This is a genomic window from Ruegeria sp. BG6, assembly GCF_056538465.1.
The window spans coordinates 667923-685515 of the sequence record NZ_JBQFTB010000001.1 but is presented as its reverse complement, the minus strand read 5'-3'; the positions used below and the strand labels follow the sequence as shown (position 1 = coordinate 685515).

Genomic DNA, 17593 nt, shown 5'->3' with positions numbered 1-17593 from the left:
CCCCTTCGCCCGCTGGGCGTCTCCCCCGGGATACTTTTGGCCAGATGAAGCAAGCGGCGCAGACCGCAACAGGGAGTTTAACATGAGCACTGTTATCAGGAACGGAACAATCGTCACCGCCGATTTGACGTACAAGGCTGACGTAAAGATCGAGGCCGGCGTAATCACGGAAATTGGTCCGGATTTGAAGGGCGACAAGGAACTGGATGCAACCGGGTGTTATCTCATGCCCGGTGGGATTGACCCGCATACGCATCTGGAAATGCCGTTTATGGGAACCTATTCCAGTGACGACTTCGAAAGCGGCACGCGGGCGGCGCTGGCCGGCGGGACCACCATGGTCGTCGATTTCGCATTGCCGAATCCGGGGGAAAGCCTGCTGGATGCCCTGAAACGCTGGGACAATAAATCGACGCGTGCAAACTGCGACTATTCCTTCCACATGGCAGTAACATGGTGGGGCGAGCAGGTCTTTGACGACATCAAGACCGTGATCGAGACGCGGGGTATCAACACGTTCAAGCACTTCATGGCCTACAAGGGCGCGCTGATGGTGAATGATGACGAGTTGTTTGCGTCCTTCAGGCGTCTGGCAGAACTGGGCGGGACTGCGTTGGTGCATGCCGAAAACGGTGATGTTGTCGCGGAACTCAGCGCCAAACTGCTGGCCGAAGGAAATACCGGCCCCGAGGCGCACGCCTATTCCCGACCGCCGCAGGTCGAAGGCGAGGCGACCAACCGCGCCATCATGATCGCCGACATGGCGGGCGTGCCGCTCTATGTGGTGCACACCTCGTGTGAAGAGGCGCATGAGGCCATCCGCCGCGCCAGAATGCAGGGCAAGCGCGTGTGGGGCGAGCCGCTGATTCAGCATCTGACGCTGGATGAAAGCGAGTATTTCAACCAGGACTGGGATCATGCGGCACGCAGGGTGATGAGCCCGCCATTCCGCAACAAGCAGCATCAGGACAGTCTATGGGCAGGCCTGCAATCAGGATCGCTAAGCGTGGTGGCAACCGACCATTGCGCCTTTACGACCGAGCAGAAGCGGTACGGTGTCGGCGATTTCACCAAGATCCCCAATGGGACCGGCGGGTTGGAAGACCGGATGCCGATGCTGTGGACCCATGGTGTTGAAACAGGGCGGCTGACGCCGAACGAGTTTGTGGCGGTTACATCAACAAACATCGCCAAGATATTGAATTGCTATCCGAAAAAGGGCGCAGTTCTGGTGGGGGCGGATGCCGATCTGGTCGTCTGGGACCCCCAAAAGACCAAAACCATCAGCGCGGGCACGCAACAATCCTCGATCGATTACAATGTCTTTGAGGGCAAAGAGGTCAAGGGTCTGCCACGTTTCACGCTCAGCCGTGGGCATGTCGCGGTGCATGATGGTGAGATCAGGACTCAGGAGGGGCACGGTCAGTTTGTTGCGCGTGAGGCCAATACCCATGTGAACAAGGCGCTGAGCACCTGGAAAGACCTGACTGCCCCACGACCGGTGGAACGCACGGGTATTCCGGCGACAGGTGTGTGATTTGCGCGGACTACTTTGTTCAATGGCTTCGTTGCTATGTAGCGGAACTGTCGCGTATGCGCAGTCAGGTTTTCCGGTATATGGCAACAACTCGGGATGCGACGTTCACTTTGAACGCAGCACCGCCGAGGCAACAGACATGGCCTTGTTGAAAGAAGGGCGGTTGCTGTTTTACGAAACCGCCTGCGATGTCTTGGTTGTTGGAAATCAAGATGGACAGATATCGACACTGACGGCGAAATGCATCGGCTATGAAGAAACCTATGACTTTACATGGGATTTCTACAGTGATGGACACGAGGGGTTTGTCCTTGCAAACCCTGACCAGACCTACGCGACGGTATTGAGCGTTTGTCGGTGAAAGGACAAAAATGACAAGTAATGAACAGCCCGTCATTCAGGCAAAACAACTGGACCTCACCTTCCAGACCAATGACGGGCCGATCCACGCCTTGAAAGATGTAAACCTGTCGATCGACAAGGGCGATTTTGTCAGTTTCATCGGCCCCTCGGGCTGTGGCAAGACCACCTTCCTGCGCTGTATCGCGGCACTGGAAACCCCGACCGGGGGAACCCTGACGGTAAACGGCATGACCCCGGATGAAGCGCGGCGGAACCGGGCCTATGGCTATGTGTTTCAGGCGGCGGGGCTGTATCCCTGGCGGACCATCGCCAAGAACATCAAGCTGCCACTTGAGATCATGGGGTACTCGGCGGCCGAGCAGGATGAGCGTGTGAAGAACGTTCTGGAACTTGTTGATCTTGAAGGGTTTGGTGGCAAGTTTCCCTGGCAGCTATCCGGTGGGATGCAGCAACGTGCCAGTATTGCCAGGGCGCTGGCTTTTGATGCCGATATCCTGCTGATGGACGAACCTTTCGGCGCTTTGGACGAAATCGTGCGCGACCACCTGAATGAACAGCTTCTTGCGCTGTGGGCGCGGACGGAAAAAACCATAGGGTTTGTGACCCACTCGATCCCCGAGGCGGTGTATCTGAGCACCAAGATCGTAGTGATGAGCCCGCGTCCGGGACGGATCACGGATGTGATCGACAGCCCGCTGCCAAAGGAACGGCCTTTGGACATCCGGGATTCTCCGGAATTCATTGAGGTGGCCCACCGCGTGCGCGAGGGGCTGCGTGCCGGTCACGGGGATGACGTCTGATGCCGGGTGAATCTATCAGACGGGCAGAGCGGGACGATGTCCCGGCCTGCGCACAAGTTATCTCGACTTGGATGAAGGCAACATGCTGGATGCCCGAAGAACTGCCCGTGGAAAAGCTTGCCGGATTGATCAATGAGGCCTTTCCGCAACGCGAAATCTGGGTCGTGGGCGACCCGGTAGACTGCTACATGTCCGTTGATCCCGTGGCGCGCAAGGTCGGCGCGTTATACTGCCTGCGAACCGGCAAGGGGATCGGTAAGCGGTTGTTGGACAAGGCCAAGGAAAACCGCGATTTCCTGTGGCTGACAACACATGAGCCGAACAAGGCAGCGCAAAGGTTCTATCGCCGGGAAGGGTTTGTCGAGGCTGGAACGCAGCCGCCCGTGCCGCCCGAAACTCTGCCAGTGATCCGGATGGAGTGGCGCGCATGAAGCAGATTGTTGCCGTGTTGACAGTCGTGGCTGCCATTGTTGCCATTTGGTACGCCGCCTGTGTTCCGATGAACATCAAGGGTGTGCTGTCCGAGCTTGAGCGCGGCGGGGCCGAGGTTCAGCCGCCGACCGCCAGTGCGCGCCGCGACATGGGAGAGGTCAGGCTGGTTTTGAGCAACAGCTTTGCGATCCCCGCCACGTGGGAGCAGAAAAAACCGCGCCTGCCATCCCCGCACCAGGTCGCGATCGAGCTGTGGGAGACCACGATAGGCAAGAATATCACTTCCAAGCGGTCGCTGGTGTATCATGGTTGGGTAACCTTGAGCGCCACGATGCTGGGTTTTGTCATTGGTACCGGGCTTGGCATTTTGCTGGCCGTAGGGATTGTCCATAGTCGGGTCATGGACCTGTCCGTGATGCCATGGGCCATTGTCAGCCAGACGATCCCGATCATTGCGTTGGCACCGATGATCATCGTCGTTCTGTATTCGGTTGGTGTTCAGGGCATTATTCCCAAGGCGATCATCTCGGCCTACCTGAGCTTTTTCCCGGTTGTTGTCGGCATGGTCAAAGGCTTGCGCAGCCCGGATGCCATGCAACTTGACCTGCTGCGGACCTACAATGCCAACACGTCGCAGGGGTTTTGGAAACTGCGCCTGCCCGCATCGATGCCGTACCTGTTCGCTTCGCTAAAAATCGGCATCGCAGCATCGCTGGTCGGCGCAATTGTCGGAGAACTGCCGACAGGTGCGGTTGCCGGTCTGGGCGCGCGGCTGCTGGCGGGCAGCTATTACGGTCAGACGGTTCAGATCTGGTCAGCGCTGTTCGCGGCAGCCATTCTGGCGGCTTGCCTGGTGGGTCTCTTGGGTCTGATTGAACGGGCGGTACTGAAACGCATGGGGATGGCGCAATGATACTGGTTTTTGGTGCAGTCCTGTTGTGGGTGTTCGGCTGGTGGCTGAACAGCCGGCTGGCCAGTGGTCCCTGGGCCGACACGCGCATGGTCAGGTTTCTGGCCCCTCTGGTTTTCGGGCTGACGGTTGTTGGCATCTGGGAAATGCTGGTGCGTGGGCTGGATGTTCCTCTGGTCATTCTGCCCGCACCGTCGGTCATCGCGCTGCGGTTTGCGGACAGTTTGCCGATCCTCTGGGCCGATTTCGTGCAGACGATCATCAAAGGCGCCTTTAGCGGCTACGTGATTGGTTGCGGCGCGGCGTTTCTGATGGCGATTGCCGTGGACCGGTGGGATTTCCTGCGCTTGGGTCTGCTGCCGGTTGGTAACTTCGTTGCTGCGCTGCCGATCGTGGGCACCGCACCCATTCTGGTGATGTGGTACGGGTTCGACTGGCATTCCAAGGCCGCCGTCGTTGTTGTGATGGTGTTCTTTCCCATGCTGGTCAACACCGTGGCTGGCCTGCGCGAAGCGACAACCATGCAGCGCGACCTGATGGAGACCTATGCGGCGACCTATTGGCAGAGCTTTGTGAAACTCCGCCTTCCTGCGGCGATGCCATTCATTTTCAACGGACTAAAGATTTCTACCACCTTGGCCCTGATCGGCGCTATCGTGGCCGAGTTCTTTGGTTCGCCCATAGTCGGGATGGGCTTTCGAATTTCGACCAGCGTCGGACAGTTGTCGCTGGATATGGTCTGGGCCGAGATTGTTGTGGCCGCGCTGGCCGGAACGGCTTTTTATGGGCTGGTGGCTATGATCGAAAAGGCGGTGACATTCTGGCATCCGTCACAACGAGGATAACGCAGGAAAGAATTCAACAGACCCCGAAAACGGGGCACCAATCGCAACTAGGAGAAATGAAGATGAATAAGCTACTCAGCGGCGCGGTTACAGCCTTCAGCCTGGCAGCCACTACGGTGCTGGCGGCGGACGAGGTAACGCTACAGTTGAAATGGGTCGGTCAGGCGCAGTTCGCGGGCTATTTCGTGGCCGAAGCAAAAGGCTATTATGACGAAGAAGGGCTGGATGTCACGATCAAGCCCGGCGGCCCGGATATCGCGCCGGAACAGGTCATCGCAGGGGGCGGGGCTGACGTCATCACCACATGGATGGCAGCCGGACTTGCGGCGCGTGAGCGGGGTGTACCCTTGGTCAACATCGCTCAGCCCTTCAAGACCGGCGGATTGCAGGTCAACTGTTTGAAGTCCACCGGCGTTGAATCTCCGGAAGATTTCCCGGGGCGGACGATGGGTGTCTGGTTCTTCGGGAACGAATACCCGTTCTATGCATGGATGGCATCTCTGGGAATCGAGACGGATGGTGCGGATGAAAACGGCGTTACGGTCCTGAAGCAGGCGTTTTCGGCAGATCCTCTGATTCAGGGGCAGGCTGATTGCATTTCGACCATGACCTACAACGAGTACCGCCAGATCCTGCAGGCCGGTATCACCCCGGAAGAACTGGTGACCTTCAACTACCTGCAGATGGGCTTTGGTATGCTCGAAGATGGTCTGTACGTCATGGAAGAAAACCTGGAAGACCCGGCCTTTGTCGACAAGATGGAGCGCTTTGTTCGGGCTTCGATGAAAGGGTGGAAATACGCTGCCGAGAACCAGGAAGAAGCAGCCGAGATCGTGCTGGAGTTTGACGAAACCGGCGCTCAGGAACTGGATCATCAGGTCTATATGATGGGTGAAATCGCAAAGTTGATCGAAGGGTCGGATGGTGCGCTTGACCCCAGCGACTATGATCAGACCGTGAAGACGCTTCTGTCGGCCGTGTCTGCAGAAAACCCCGCCATCACGAAGGAACCGGAAGGGGCATGGACTCATAAGATCACGGATGCAGCATTGAACTGACAACCGGATTACTTGAAACAACGAAACGCGGCTCGGAAACGGGCCGCGTTTTTGGTTTGAGGTGCCGCAAATGTGTCTGTACTTACAATCATTTCCGATTAGTATTCCATTGTGAATTGGTGCAATTCGTACGAACTGACGTTCAATCGGAATAAAATGCAGGATTTTGCATCAGAATTCAGCAAGGCGATGGCTCTGATCCTGAACGGGGATACAGAGCTTTGGGCGATTGTTCTGCTATCCCTGCGCGTTTCGATCTTTGCCGTGTTGATTTCAGCCGCCATCGGCATGCCCTTGGGTGCTGCTCTTGCCGTGGCTCGGTTTCCGGGACGCCGGGTGCTCATTGTTCTGATGAACGCCCTGATGGGTTTGCCGCCCGTGGTGGTCGGGTTGCTTGTCTATCTGATGCTGTCACGCTCGGGGCCATTAGGCGTCTTGCAGCTGCTTTACACACCAACCGCGATGATCATCGCGCAGGTGGTTCTGGTCACGCCCATCGTCGCAGCATTGACACGACAGGTGGTCGAGATGCTGGCCGAAGAGTATTCGGAGCAGTTGCGCTCGCTTGGCGTGTCGCGACTGGCCTCGGTTCCGGTCTTGTTGTGGGATGCCCGGCTGGCACTTGTCACGGCGTTGCTTGCGGGCTTCGGGCGGGCCATTGCCGAGGTTGGCGCAGTGATCATCGTCGGCGGCAATATCAATCACGTGACGCGGGTCATGACGACCACCATCGCGCTTGAGACATCCAAGGGCAATCTGGCGCTTGCGCTGGCCCTTGGGGCGATCCTGATCGGAATTGCGGTAGCGGTAAATGCCATGGTCAGCGCGCTGAGCCTCAGGGCCGAGCGGGAAGGATTACGCCATGCGTGATCTGGCCGGTGAAATGTATAGAAAACTGCAGGTGAAGGATCTCAGGATCGCGCGCGATGGCAAAGATCTGCTGAACGTGCGGGAACTAACTTTGGACGGGCCTGGCCCGACATTGATCCTCGGGCCAAACGGGGCGGGTAAAAGCCTTCTTCTCAGGTGCCTGCATGGGTTGATCGCGCCGGACGGTGGTCGAGTGTTTCAGGACAGCGTGCCGTTGAATGCCGAACACAAGGCGCGTCAGGCGATGGTCTTTCAACGGCCGGTTCTGTTGCGCCGCTCAGTTGCGGGCAATTTGGGCTTTGTGCTGAAACGACAGGGGCTGAACCACGCTCAGCGCAGGGACCGAATTGCAGAGCTGCTGACCGAGGGCGGGCTGGAAGCCAAGGCGCGTCAAGCGGCACGATCCCTTTCCGGAGGTGAGGCGCAGCGATTGGCCATCCTTCGTGCACTGGCGACATTGCCCGATACATTGTTTCTGGACGAACCGACCAGCGCACTTGACCCAGGCGCGACGCAGAAAATCGAACAGATGATCTTGCGGGCTTCCATGCGGGGCGTCCGCATCGTGATGGTGACGCACGACATCGGTCAGGCCCGGCGATTGGCGGCAGATGTGGTCATGATGCAGGCTGGTCATGTGGTTGAACATGGCGCCGCCAATCAGGTACTTGAGGCGCCGACAAGCGAAGCCTCGCGACGCTACCTTGATGGCGGACTGGTCACTTGAAAACTCGACGGAGAACTGAATGATCCGAAACTTCATTCGGGCAGCGGTTGTAGCGTTTGGCCTGCAGCTTGCCCCCGCGCAGGCGGAAGCGCCGTTTATCATCGTTCAATCGACCACATCGACGCAGAACTCGGGCCTGTTGGATTACATCCTGCCGGGTTTTGAAGCGGAAACCGGAATTGATGTTCGGGTCGTCGCGGTCGGCACAGGGCAGGCGATCAGGAATGCGATCAATGGGGACGGTGATGTCCTTCTGGTGCACTCAAAGCCCGCCGAAGAGCAATTCGTTGCTGACGGCTGGGGCGTCGAACGCTTTGACGTCATGTACAATGACTTTGTGCTTGTAGGGCCCAAGTCGGATCCGGCCGATATTCGCGGCGGCTCCGATGTTCTGGCCGCCCTGTCTGCGGTAGCCGAGGCCGAGGCCCCTTTCGCCTCACGCGGGGATGACAGCGGAACCCACAAGGCCGAAATGCGCCATTGGGCCAGTGCAGGAATTGATCCGACCAAAGCGTCGGGAACGTGGTACAGTGAAACGGGATCGGGAATGGGCGCCACGCTTAATGTGGCAAGCGGGTTGCAGGCCTATGCGCTGACGGATCGGGCCACCTGGCAGTCATTCGGAAACAAGGGCGATCTTGAAATTCTTGTCGAAGGTGATCCGCGCCTTTTCAACCAATACGGCATTATTCTGGTTAACCCGGAAAAGTACCCGGGTGTCAGGGCCGCTGCCGGACAACGTTTTATCGATTGGCTGACAGGGCCTGACGGACAGGCCGCCATCGGGTCCTACCAGTTGGACGGACAACAGCTGTTCTTCCCAAACGCCAGATGAAAGCAGGCAATCAGCCACTGGCCCCGTTATGATGGACTGTTCCTATGCGGGACAGATCGTATCCGCCGAATTCGGCTGCTCTGGTGGCAAATCGTTCTGATCGCAGGAATCCCAGCAGCTTTTGCAAGGGAGCGTCAAAATAAGCGCGGCGCCAGATTGCAAGGTCCAGCCTCTCGGTATGCGTCGGGACAAAACCAAGATTATACAGTCCGGCCAAGGCCCCCAATCCGAATCCGACCTCGGCTTTGGCATCGTGCAGGGCCACAGCCAGTTCTTCCTCGGTTCGGGCGCAGGATGGCAGCGCGTCCAGATCATCCCGAGTGAGGCCGCAGGCGGACAGTTGACCGTCGAACAGATGTTGGCTTGCCGCACTATCCTGACGGAGTATGACCCGCCGCGCTTTCAGGTCCCCAAATTCCCTGATGCCCGACACGCCTGGGGCCAGCAACAGACCGCGCTGTCTTTGCGCGATCTCGATAAGGACAACCGGTGCTTCGCCGAAGGCGTTGCGCATCGCCTGGGTGTTGAACCCGTTTTCTTCGTGGATATGCAACACGGCAGCCTGCGCGCTGCGATCTTTCAGGCGGTTCAGGCCGTCGAAAGACCCATCGTAATATGTTGCCAGACCCGATCCGCTTTCCCGCAAGGCCCAGTCCAGTAGGGGATCGTGACTGCCTGCGACAATCGGGGGAAGGGGCGGTTCCGCGACCTGCGGCCCGGATCTTGACGCGTTCAGCCAGGCGATGACCTCGGCCCGGGGGAACAGCAGCTTGCCCATCGCGCGCACGCAAGGCACCTCGCCCGAGGAGGCCAGATCATAGGCCTTCCGCTCACCAATGCGCAGCAGGTCGGCCAGTTCTTTTGTGGTCAGGTAGTGGGACATTCAGTCGAGGCGCACCGCGGAACCAGACCCTGCGTCGGCAGCACTGAACCCGGCCTGTTTCAGAGCATAAGGCGCGCTGACAGTGATAACGACCATCGCCGCAACGGCGGCAAGAAAGGCTTTCATGGTTCCCTCCGGCTCAGTTTTCCGGTGCGGTGGCGTGGCGCAGAAAGTCGATCAGATCCACTCTGTCCTGTGACCCGGCGATCCGCTGCATCGGCATCTTCGATCCCGGAATGTAATGGTCCGGACCCTGATCGAACAAGGCATTAATTGTGTCCTCATTCCAAACGATATCAGAGTCTTGCAGCGTGTCCGAGTAGAAATATCCGGGCAGGGTGCCCGCCTGTCGCCCAAATACGCCGTGCAAAGTCGGTCCGGCCCGTCGTTCACTGTCGGGGGTCAAGTTGTGGCAGATTGAGCATTTTCGGGCAAACTGGCGTTCGCCATTGCTCATCTCATCAGGGTTTTTAAGGAAGCTGGGTTCGGCTGCGGCCATTTGCTCCTGATCCCCAAGGGCGGCGACAGGCCAGCTGTACATCGCCTCGTCAATGCCGCCGGCATAGATGTTCTGACCGTCCGACGAGAAGGCCAATGCCCAAACCGGCCCGCGCAAGGTCGCACGGAAATCCTGCGCAATGCGCCATTCGACCGTGTCGATCACCATGATGTAGCCTTCGCCGTCGCCGACCGCCAAAAGTTTGCGATCGGGGCTAAGCGCCAGCGCAAGGATTGGACGGCGGTCGAGCGTAAAGTCGCGTTCTTCGTCGGTTGTCAGGTCCAGGATGCGCGTCACACCGTCCACGGCGCCATAGGCGATCCAGTTGTCAGTGGAGTTCAGAACCAGTTCGTTAATACCGAACCCGTGTTCGACCATCCGGTCAGTTTCCTGTCCACTGGCAACGTCCCAAACGCGCAATGTACCGTCCATGCCCGCCGAGTATAACGTGGCCCCATCCGGCGAAAAGGTAACGGCGTTCACGCCGCTACCCGCCTGAAGTGTCAGCGAGGCCGAACCATCCTCTGGCCAAATCCCGATGGTTCCGTCCCAACTGGCCGTGGCCACATGCGTCTTCGAGGCGGCAAGCCCAACAATCTTGCCTTTGTGTTGGCCAACGATCTCTCCGTCCGGCCAGCGACGCAGCGTGAAATCGTCTCCGGCGGAATAGACAGCACGGCCGTTGAAGGCGACGGAATTGACGGCGGCCTCGTGCCCTTCAAGCCATTCCGGCTTGCGGTCCGACCACAGCCCGACCGAGTTGTCGAAACTTGCAGTCGCAATCCGTCCGTCCGGCGCAGTGGCGATCCCCATGATCGGCCCGCCGTGACCCTTCAGCGTGAAAAACTCGGCCAAAGCCGGGAAGGGGATCAGGGCCAGTGCTATGACCAGCTTGCGCATCTATTCCGCTGGCGAGGCCGCTGCCTTGCCAGCCTCTTTTTCCTGGACGCCTTCCAGCCACAGCGAATGATGCTCGCGCGCCCATTGTTCCTCGACCTCGCCCGTGCCCATGGCGTCGAATGCGCCTTCCATCCCGACCGAGCCCAAGTAGATATGGGCGATGATGATGGCGATGAACACATACGCGACCATCACGTGCCAGACTTGGGCATACTGCATCTCTTCCTGCGGGGACATCTGCTCGGGCAGGGTCAGGCCCAGCATTTGCGGAAGCCCGGTCGCGTTGGCGACCGAGAAGGTCTTTGCGAACATCGGCAGTTCAAAGGGGAACAGAAGCGACAGACCGGACAAGCTGATCGAGACGCCAAGCAGGATACAGGCCCAGAAGATGATTTTTTGGCCCGCGTTGAACTTCCAGGCGGGCGGGTGACTGCCTTTGGAAAACAGTCCTCCTCCGGCAGCGAGCCATTTCAGGTCGGTCCGGTTGGGGATATTGTGGGCGATCCAGTTCACCGTGACGATGATCAGGCCCAGCATGAAAGCCCAGGCGAGGTTGTTGTGCAGCCATTTGCACCCCTGAGCAATCGTCGCAAACCCTTCCTTGCCGACAAGCGGGATCAGGAAGTCGCGGCCGTATAGCGTCAGCAGACCCGTAACGCCAAGGATCAGGAACGACCCGGCAAACAGCCAATGGCCAAACCTTTCAAATCCGTTGAAGCGGGTCACAGTGCGGCCGGTCCTTTCGCCGTCGATGCGGATTTTCCCGCGGATCAGGAAAAACAATACGATGACCGCCAGCATTCCGCCCACGATATAGGTTCCGTATTCGCGCAACGGTCCGGTTCGAAAGTTCAGCCACCACATACCGCCGTCCTGGATCAGTACTCCGGCTGCAGGCCCTTTGGACGACACCGTCACGTCTGCTGACCCATAGCGAAGGGCGCGATAGACATCGCTGTCCGAGGCGACGCCGCGCGTTCCCAACTGGCCAAGCAAGCCTTCGGCGTTGCCTTGGCCGGTATTGTCCGAGCGATAGCTGTTATCCACCTGTTCGCCGCGCTGACGCGCCAGGATGTCTTCAAGCGTCGTCGCGCCGCCAGTCGCTGACCTGTCGGCAGGGGCGGGGGCTTGGGTTTCACTTGATTGGGCGACGGCGATCTGGGCCATCGAGAATGTCAGCAGTAAGACGGTGAGCAAGCGGAACATCTGAACCTCGGTCAAAATCCCTAGTCAGACGACCCGGCGCAGCGGGTCGTCTGTTTGGTTCAAGAAAACGGTTTTATCCGTCTTTCTGGTCGTAGGCCGTGCCCCAACCCCAGGCGCCCGAGCCAAAGCCACGGGCGACGACGCGCTCGCGGTAGATGGCCGAGACCACATCGCCGTCACCGGCAAGCAGGGCCTTGGTGGAACACATTTCGGCGCAGATAGGCAGTTTGCCCTCGGCGATCCGATTGCGACCGTACTTGGCGAACTCTGCGGTCGAGTGCGTTTCCTCGGGGCCGCCGGCGCAGAAGGTACATTTGTCCATCTTGCCGCGCGATCCGAAGTTGCCAGCCTGTGGGTATTGCGGCGCGCCAAACGGGCATGCGTAGAAGCAATAGCCGCAGCCGATGCACAGGTCCTTGGAGTGCAGGACGACGCCTTCCTCGTTCTGATAGAAGCAGTCGACCGGGCACACCGCCATGCAAGGCGCATCCGAACAATGCATACAGGCCACCGAGATCGAGCGTTCGCCCGGGTTGCCGTCATTGATCGTCACCACCCTGCGGCGGTTGATGCCCCACGGCACCTCGTGTTCGTTCTTGCACGCGGTCACGCAGGCGTTGCACTCGATGCAGCGTTCAGCGTCGCAGAGAAACTTTGCTCTAGCCATTATCGTCCTCCTTACGCTGCCCAGATCTTGCAGAGAGTACACTTGGTCTCCTGCATCTGGGTCACTGAATCATAGCCATAGGTCTGGGCGGTGTTGGAACTTTCACCCAAGACATAGGGATCGGCACCAGCAGGGTATTTCGCCCTGAGGTCTTCGCCCTGGAAATGGCCGCCAAAGTGGAACGGCATGAAGGCCACGCCGGCACCGACCCTGTTGGTCAGCATCGCCATTACCTTGACCTTGCCGCCTTCGGGACCTTCGACCCAGACCTGCGATCCGTCACGAATACCAAGGTTGTTGGCATCGCGCGGATTGATCTCGACGAACATGTCCTGCTGCAGTTCAGCCAGCCACGGGTTCGACCGTGTCTCATCACCGCCACCTTCATATTCGACCAGACGACCTGACGTCAGGATTATCGGGTAATCCTTTGAAAAGTCGTTCTTCTGGATCGAAGCATAAAGGGTGGGCAGGCGATAGGCATGCCGGTCTTCGTAGGTCGGATAGTCCTCCACCAGATCGCGCCGGTTGGTATAGAGCGGTTCGCGATGCAGCGGGATCGGATCCGGGAAGGTCCAGACAACCGCGCGGGCTTTGGCGTTCCCGAAGGGCGCACAGCCATGAGCGATCGCGACCCGCTGGATACCGCCGGACAGGTCGGTTTTCCAGTTGGTCTCTGGCCCCGCAACGGCGTCGATGGCCGCGCGTTCCTCAGCGGTGAGGTCACCGTCCCAGCCAAGGTCCATCAGCATCTGCATCGTGAATTCGGGATAACCATCCTGAATTTCCGATCCAACGCTATAGACACCTTCGGCCAGCAGGTTGTCGCCATCACGTTCCACGCCAAAACGGGCGCGGAAGGTCAGGCCGCCTTCGGCCACCGGTTTGGACATATCATAGAGGTTCGGTGTCCCCGTATGACCCATTTCCGGCGTTCCCCAGCAGGGCCAGGGCAGACCATAATATTCGCCGTCGTTCGGGCCACCAATGGCCTGCAGCGTGGTTCTGTCGAACGTGTGCTGGTTGGCCATATGGCTTTTCAGACGTTCCGGCGACTGACCTGTGTAGCCGATGGTCCAGAGGCCCGAGTTGAACTCACGCGTGATGCTTTCAACATTCGGGGTTTCGGGATCTTCCATCTCGATATTGCGGAAGAACCGATCCGCCCAGCCGAACTTGTTGGCGAATTTGGCCATGATGACCTCGTCCGGCAGGCTTTCGAACAGCGGATCAACCACCTTGTCGCGCCATTGCAGGGAACGGTTCGACGCCGTGACCGAGCCACGGGTTTCGAACTGCGTGCAGGCGGGCAACAGGTAGACGCCATCGGTGCGGTCATGCAGAACGGCCGAGACGGTGGGATACGGGTCGATCACGACCAGCATGTCCAGCTTCTCCATCGCCGTCTTCATTTCCGGTCCCCGCGTCTGCGAGTTCGGAGCGTGACCCCACAGAACCATGGCACGGACGTTGTTGTCCTGATCCATGTTCGCCGGGTCCTCCAAAACACCGTCGATCCAGCGGGAGACAGGGATACCGCGTTCATTCTGAAGCGGTTTGTCCTTGCCTTCCTTGTCCTTGATCGTGGCGAACTGACCTGCCAGCCATTCCGGTTCTTCTCCCCAGACACGGGCCCAATGACCCCAGGCACCTGCCGAAAGGCCATAGTAGCCGGGCAGGGTGTGTGACAGAACACCCAGGTCCGTCGCGCCCTGCACGTTGTCATGGCCGCGGAAGATGTTGGTGCCACCACCCGAGGTGCCCATGTTGCCCAAGGCAAGCTGCAACACGCAGTAGGCGCGGGTGTTGTTGTTGCCGTTGGTGTGCTGCGTACCGCCCATGCACCAGATCACGGTGCCGGGACGGTTGTTGGCCATGGTCCGCGCAACACGCTTCAGTTGCGAGCCGGGTGTTCCGGTAACGCGCTCGACCTCATCCGGGTTCCACTTGGCAACCTCTTCACGGATCTGGTCCATGCCCCAGACACGGGTGCGGATGAACTCTTTGTCCTCCCAGCCGTTGTCGAAGATGTGCCACAGGATGCCCCAGATCAGCGCCACGTCTGAGCCGGGACGGAAGCGGACATATTCATCCGCATGGGCCGCGGTGCGCGTAAAGCGCGGGTCGCAGACGATCAGCGGCGCGTTGTTCTGCTCTTTCGCGCGCAGAACGTGCAGCAGCGAGACGGGGTGCGCCTCGGCCGGGTTGCCGCCGATGATGAAGATGGCCCGGGAATTATGGATGTCGTTATACGAATTGGTCATGGCGCCGTAGCCCCATGTGTTCGCAACACCCGCAACAGTGGTTGAGTGGCAGATACGGGCCTGATGGTCCACGTTGTTCGTGCCCCAGTAGGCGGCGAACTTGCGGAACAGATAGGCCTGTTCGTTGTTATGCTTCGCGGACCCCAGCCAGTACACGCTGTCCGGCCCGGATTCCTCGCGGATGCTCATCATGCCGTCGCCGATCTCGTTGATCGCCTCTTCCCAGCTGATGCGCTTCCACTCGCCGCCTTCCTTTTTCATCGGGTACTTGAGGCGACGCTCGCCATGGGCGTGCTCGCGAACCGAGGCCCCCTTGGCGCAGTGTGCACCCAGATTGAACGGGCTGTCCCAACCGGGTTCCTGCCCGATCCAGACACCGTTCTGCACTTCGGCGACGACGGTACAGCCGACCGAACAGTGGGTGCATACGGTTTTGATATTCTCAACGGCCTGGTTTGCCGCTGTCTGGGCGCTGGCTGGCGTCACGGTTCCACCCGTGGCGCTGATCGCGGCAAGGCCGCCGATCGTCAGGCCCGAGCCACGCAGGAATGCGCGGCGATCGACGGTTTTTTCGCCGACCTGGGACAGGATACTTGTCCGCTGGGGGCGTCTCGCAACCCCGTTGGTCTTTTTCCTAAGCATTGTTTTCCTCCCTTGCTGGCCATGTAAGCCATGGCTGGCTTGGTACTGCTGAAGCCGACGTCAGGGCCAGTCGCAACCGTCAGTCGGGTGTGACATCGTCCGGATCAGACCCGGGCGCTGTCGTCGCGGCTCAGAAGCGCGCGCTTTTCAAGTATGCGCGCGTATGCGCAGTGTCCTGAATTCGGGTCTCGTCCGTCGGCAGCTCGGCTGCCTCGGCTTTCCCGGTCAGGCTGGCTGCGGCAACGGCAGCGGGCGCTGCGGTACCGGCCAGTTTCAGGAAATCGCGGCGTGTGGCGCCGTCTTCCTTGGTCTTGCTCATGGGCTCCTCCTTCCCAATTGCGATTTAGCGCCGTTTGGGGCGCTGGCGAATGGCAGCAAGTTACGCTGCCGTCATCCGGAAAGCCTCCCGCTCGATCTCCATGAAAACCCGGCCGGCTGTCCCGACCGAGGCATAGAGAACCGAAGCTTCGGCGGCTTCGAGATCCGAATAGAAATGCATGGCCCATGGGCCGATGTGCTTGTTCCAGAACACCTTCTGGTCCTCCAGCGTGGCAGGCGCGCCAAAGCGTCCGACAATCATGCCCGCCATCATCTCCATCAGCGACGCGATGTTGTCCTCGGGCTCAAACACGTTTTGCGCCCGCGTAATCCCACGCGCTGCCATGTCGTTGCGTAGATGAGCCAGTGGTTTCTCGTTCAGGAAACCCGTCAGGTAGAAGCTGGCATAAGGCAGCAACTCGCCCCGACCCAACCCGATGAACAGCGCATTGAATTCCCGTTCCGCCGCTGCGGGTTTGGTGACTTTGGCAACCCTTGCCATGGCCTGAATGGCCTTGCCCAGTTCAGTGTCGTCGCCACCCAATCCGGCCATCTGATCCAGCAGCAACTGATCCGGCGGGCCCGCCAACAGCAGACCAAGAAAGTTGTAGAAATCCGCGCGCAGTCGGTCTTCGGCCGAGACATCCAGGTTTTGCGCGTTGCTTGCGGTCATTGGGTTATCCTTCGAATTCAAACGTCATGCGGCGCGGGGCAGGGGTTAGTTCGGTATCTTCAGGCGCATCGCATTCTGCGATCTGCACAGGTTCCAGTCGTGTGTCGTCAACGAATGTGGGTTCGTCCCGGATGTCGGTAATCACCTCGTCCTCGCCTTCGGGTGGACGTTCTTCTTCATCATCTTCGGCGGCCAGCGCCTCGACATGGGCCAGCATACCTTTGCCGACCTGATAGGCCGTCTGAATGTTCTCGATGACGCATGCGGCGTCCGTATAGTCCTCACCGTAGTCGACCAGCCCGTCCACATTGGCCAGAACCGGATTCAATCGCCACAGGCGTCGCAATGCACGTCGGCGGAGGCGGTCGGGGACGGCCTGGGCCATGAACCCTGAAATGTCGTCACCGGGTTTCAGATCATCCGGGTCCGGCAGATCGAATGCGGCAAGAATCTCCGCATCTGACTTCTCTCCCAGCTCTGCCTGCTGTTCTGCCACTTTCTGTGCTTCGGACGAGATGCGTTCAGCCTCGGCTTCAGCCTGAACGGCAGCCTTGCGGCGGGACCAGAAATCGTGCACTTCCGTCATTGCACGATCCTCCGCGGCGCACGATACACGTCCGAAGCTTGCCGAATGCGTGCATCCCCTTTTCCATCTTCCACCAGATCGGTCCGTTTCTTGTCGCGGCGGCGTTTGACGAACACCTCATCCCGGTGATGTTGCAGCGTAAAGTCGCGCACCCACGCAATCAGACCCTCGCTCATTGGAATTTTTTCGACGATCTCTTCTCCGGTATCGGCATAGTCCTGACCTTCAAAAGGAGAAGCCGTGATCAGAACCGCATTCAACGGATGATCTCCGTCAAGCTCGTCCCGCAAGACCAGATAGACGGACGGTTGAATGTCAGACAGGTTCACCATGTAGGCTTCGGTTTCGTCTGCCCAGAGCGTCAGCGGAAGGGTGGCTGCATGGTACTCCACTGCTTCCCCCTCGCGGCGCAATTCCTTCCAATCCGCAGGTCCTGCTCCGGGCAAAGCCGCCACTGCACGCCAGTTCCACCGCGCCCAACGGGTCACACCCGGTGTTTTGCGCACAACAACGCCAACCGGCATTTCGATCTGATTTGCGGCCCTGGCCACCTAATCCTCCCCGAAAGGCTCTCCCCT

At 59.2% G+C, this 17593-nt stretch carries 20 protein-coding genes; 10 read left to right on the top strand and 10 right to left on the bottom strand.

Features of this window, described 5'->3' with window-relative positions:
* Positions 1-82: 82 nt before the first annotated feature.
* The 10 genes from hydA to ACR0JW_RS03365 all read left to right on the top strand — a co-directional run bounded on the left by hydA (position 83) and on the right by ACR0JW_RS03365 (position 8377).
* Positions 83-1537, top strand: a complete 1455-nt coding sequence (gene hydA, locus ACR0JW_RS03410) for a dihydropyrimidinase (protein WP_170676675.1) — start codon at positions 83-85, stop codon at positions 1535-1537.
* Positions 1538-1559: 22 nt separating this feature from the next.
* Positions 1560-1898, top strand: coding sequence for a hypothetical protein (locus ACR0JW_RS03405; RefSeq protein ID WP_170616164.1), 339 nt, complete (start codon positions 1560-1562; stop codon positions 1896-1898).
* Positions 1899-1908: 10 nt separating this feature from the next.
* The gene (locus tag ACR0JW_RS03400) at positions 1909-2700 is read left to right on the top strand and encodes an ABC transporter ATP-binding protein (RefSeq protein WP_170616166.1); all 792 of its coding nucleotides are present in this window, start codon (positions 1909-1911) and stop codon (positions 2698-2700) included.
* The gene (locus ACR0JW_RS03395) at positions 2700-3131 is read left to right on the top strand and encodes a GNAT family N-acetyltransferase (protein WP_170676677.1); all 432 of its coding nucleotides are present in this window, start codon (positions 2700-2702) and stop codon (positions 3129-3131) included. Before ACR0JW_RS03400 ends, ACR0JW_RS03395 begins: the two co-directional genes overlap by 1 nt.
* The gene (locus tag ACR0JW_RS03390; RefSeq protein ID WP_170676679.1) at positions 3128-4045 is read left to right on the top strand and encodes an ABC transporter permease; all 918 of its coding nucleotides are present in this window, start codon (positions 3128-3130) and stop codon (positions 4043-4045) included. Before ACR0JW_RS03395 ends, ACR0JW_RS03390 begins: the two co-directional genes overlap by 4 nt.
* Positions 4042-4887 (top strand): ABC transporter permease, encoded by an 846-nt coding sequence (locus tag ACR0JW_RS03385; RefSeq protein ID WP_170616172.1) that lies wholly within the window; start codon positions 4042-4044, stop codon positions 4885-4887. Before ACR0JW_RS03390 ends, ACR0JW_RS03385 begins: the two co-directional genes overlap by 4 nt.
* A gap of 62 nt (positions 4888-4949) precedes the next feature.
* Positions 4950-5945 (top strand): ABC transporter substrate-binding protein, encoded by a 996-nt coding sequence (locus tag ACR0JW_RS03380; protein WP_170676681.1) that lies wholly within the window; start codon positions 4950-4952, stop codon positions 5943-5945.
* A 156-nt stretch (positions 5946-6101) separates the two neighbouring features.
* Positions 6102-6815, top strand: coding sequence for an ABC transporter permease (locus tag ACR0JW_RS03375; protein WP_170676683.1), 714 nt, complete (start codon positions 6102-6104; stop codon positions 6813-6815).
* Positions 6808-7542, top strand: a complete 735-nt coding sequence (locus tag ACR0JW_RS03370; protein ID WP_170676685.1) for an ATP-binding cassette domain-containing protein — start codon at positions 6808-6810, stop codon at positions 7540-7542. The genes ACR0JW_RS03375 and ACR0JW_RS03370 overlap by 8 nt, the downstream gene beginning before the upstream one ends.
* Before the next feature lie 19 nt (positions 7543-7561).
* The gene (locus ACR0JW_RS03365; RefSeq protein ID WP_170676687.1) at positions 7562-8377 is read left to right on the top strand and encodes a substrate-binding domain-containing protein; all 816 of its coding nucleotides are present in this window, start codon (positions 7562-7564) and stop codon (positions 8375-8377) included.
* Positions 8378-8387: 10 nt separating this feature from the next.
* Here the strand turns inward: ACR0JW_RS03365 and ACR0JW_RS03360 are convergent, their stop codons facing one another.
* The 10 genes from ACR0JW_RS03360 to ACR0JW_RS03315 all read right to left on the bottom strand — a co-directional run bounded on the left by ACR0JW_RS03360 (position 8388) and on the right by ACR0JW_RS03315 (position 17566).
* Positions 8388-9260, bottom strand: coding sequence for a helix-turn-helix transcriptional regulator (locus ACR0JW_RS03360; protein ID WP_170676689.1), 873 nt, complete (start codon positions 9258-9260; stop codon positions 8388-8390).
* Positions 9261-9386, bottom strand: coding sequence for a hypothetical protein (locus ACR0JW_RS03355; protein WP_321253456.1), 126 nt, complete (start codon positions 9384-9386; stop codon positions 9261-9263).
* 13 nt (positions 9387-9399) lie between these two features.
* Positions 9400-10659: a c-type cytochrome gene (locus tag ACR0JW_RS03350; protein ID WP_170676691.1), complete on the bottom strand. Its 1260-nt coding sequence runs from the start codon at positions 10657-10659 to the stop codon at positions 9400-9402.
* A complete protein-coding gene (locus ACR0JW_RS03345; RefSeq protein WP_170676693.1) occupies positions 10660-11865 on the bottom strand; it encodes a formate dehydrogenase subunit gamma in 1206 nt (401 codons plus the stop codon).
* Between the two features lie 73 nt (positions 11866-11938).
* Positions 11939-12532, bottom strand: a complete 594-nt coding sequence (gene fdh3B / locus ACR0JW_RS03340) for a formate dehydrogenase FDH3 subunit beta (RefSeq protein WP_037307340.1) — start codon at positions 12530-12532, stop codon at positions 11939-11941.
* Positions 12533-12543: 11 nt separating this feature from the next.
* Complete coding sequence (locus ACR0JW_RS03335; protein ID WP_170676695.1) at positions 12544-15438, bottom strand: formate dehydrogenase subunit alpha; 2895 nt, start codon at positions 15436-15438, stop codon at positions 12544-12546.
* Positions 15439-15568: 130 nt separating this feature from the next.
* Positions 15569-15757, bottom strand: a complete 189-nt coding sequence (locus ACR0JW_RS03330; protein ID WP_170676697.1) for a ubiquinol-cytochrome c reductase iron-sulfur subunit N-terminal domain-containing protein — start codon at positions 15755-15757, stop codon at positions 15569-15571.
* A 60-nt stretch (positions 15758-15817) separates the two neighbouring features.
* Positions 15818-16429, bottom strand: coding sequence for a molecular chaperone TorD family protein (locus ACR0JW_RS03325; RefSeq protein ID WP_170676699.1), 612 nt, complete (start codon positions 16427-16429; stop codon positions 15818-15820).
* 4 nt (positions 16430-16433) lie between these two features.
* Complete coding sequence (locus ACR0JW_RS03320) at positions 16434-17015, bottom strand: DUF3306 domain-containing protein (protein ID WP_170676701.1); 582 nt, start codon at positions 17013-17015, stop codon at positions 16434-16436.
* Positions 17012-17566 carry a DUF3305 domain-containing protein gene (locus tag ACR0JW_RS03315; RefSeq protein ID WP_170676703.1) on the bottom strand — a complete coding sequence of 185 codons (555 nt, stop codon included), beginning with the start codon at positions 17564-17566 and terminating at the stop codon, positions 17012-17014. Before ACR0JW_RS03315 ends, ACR0JW_RS03320 begins: the two co-directional genes overlap by 4 nt.
* Positions 17567-17593 lie beyond the last annotated feature (27 nt).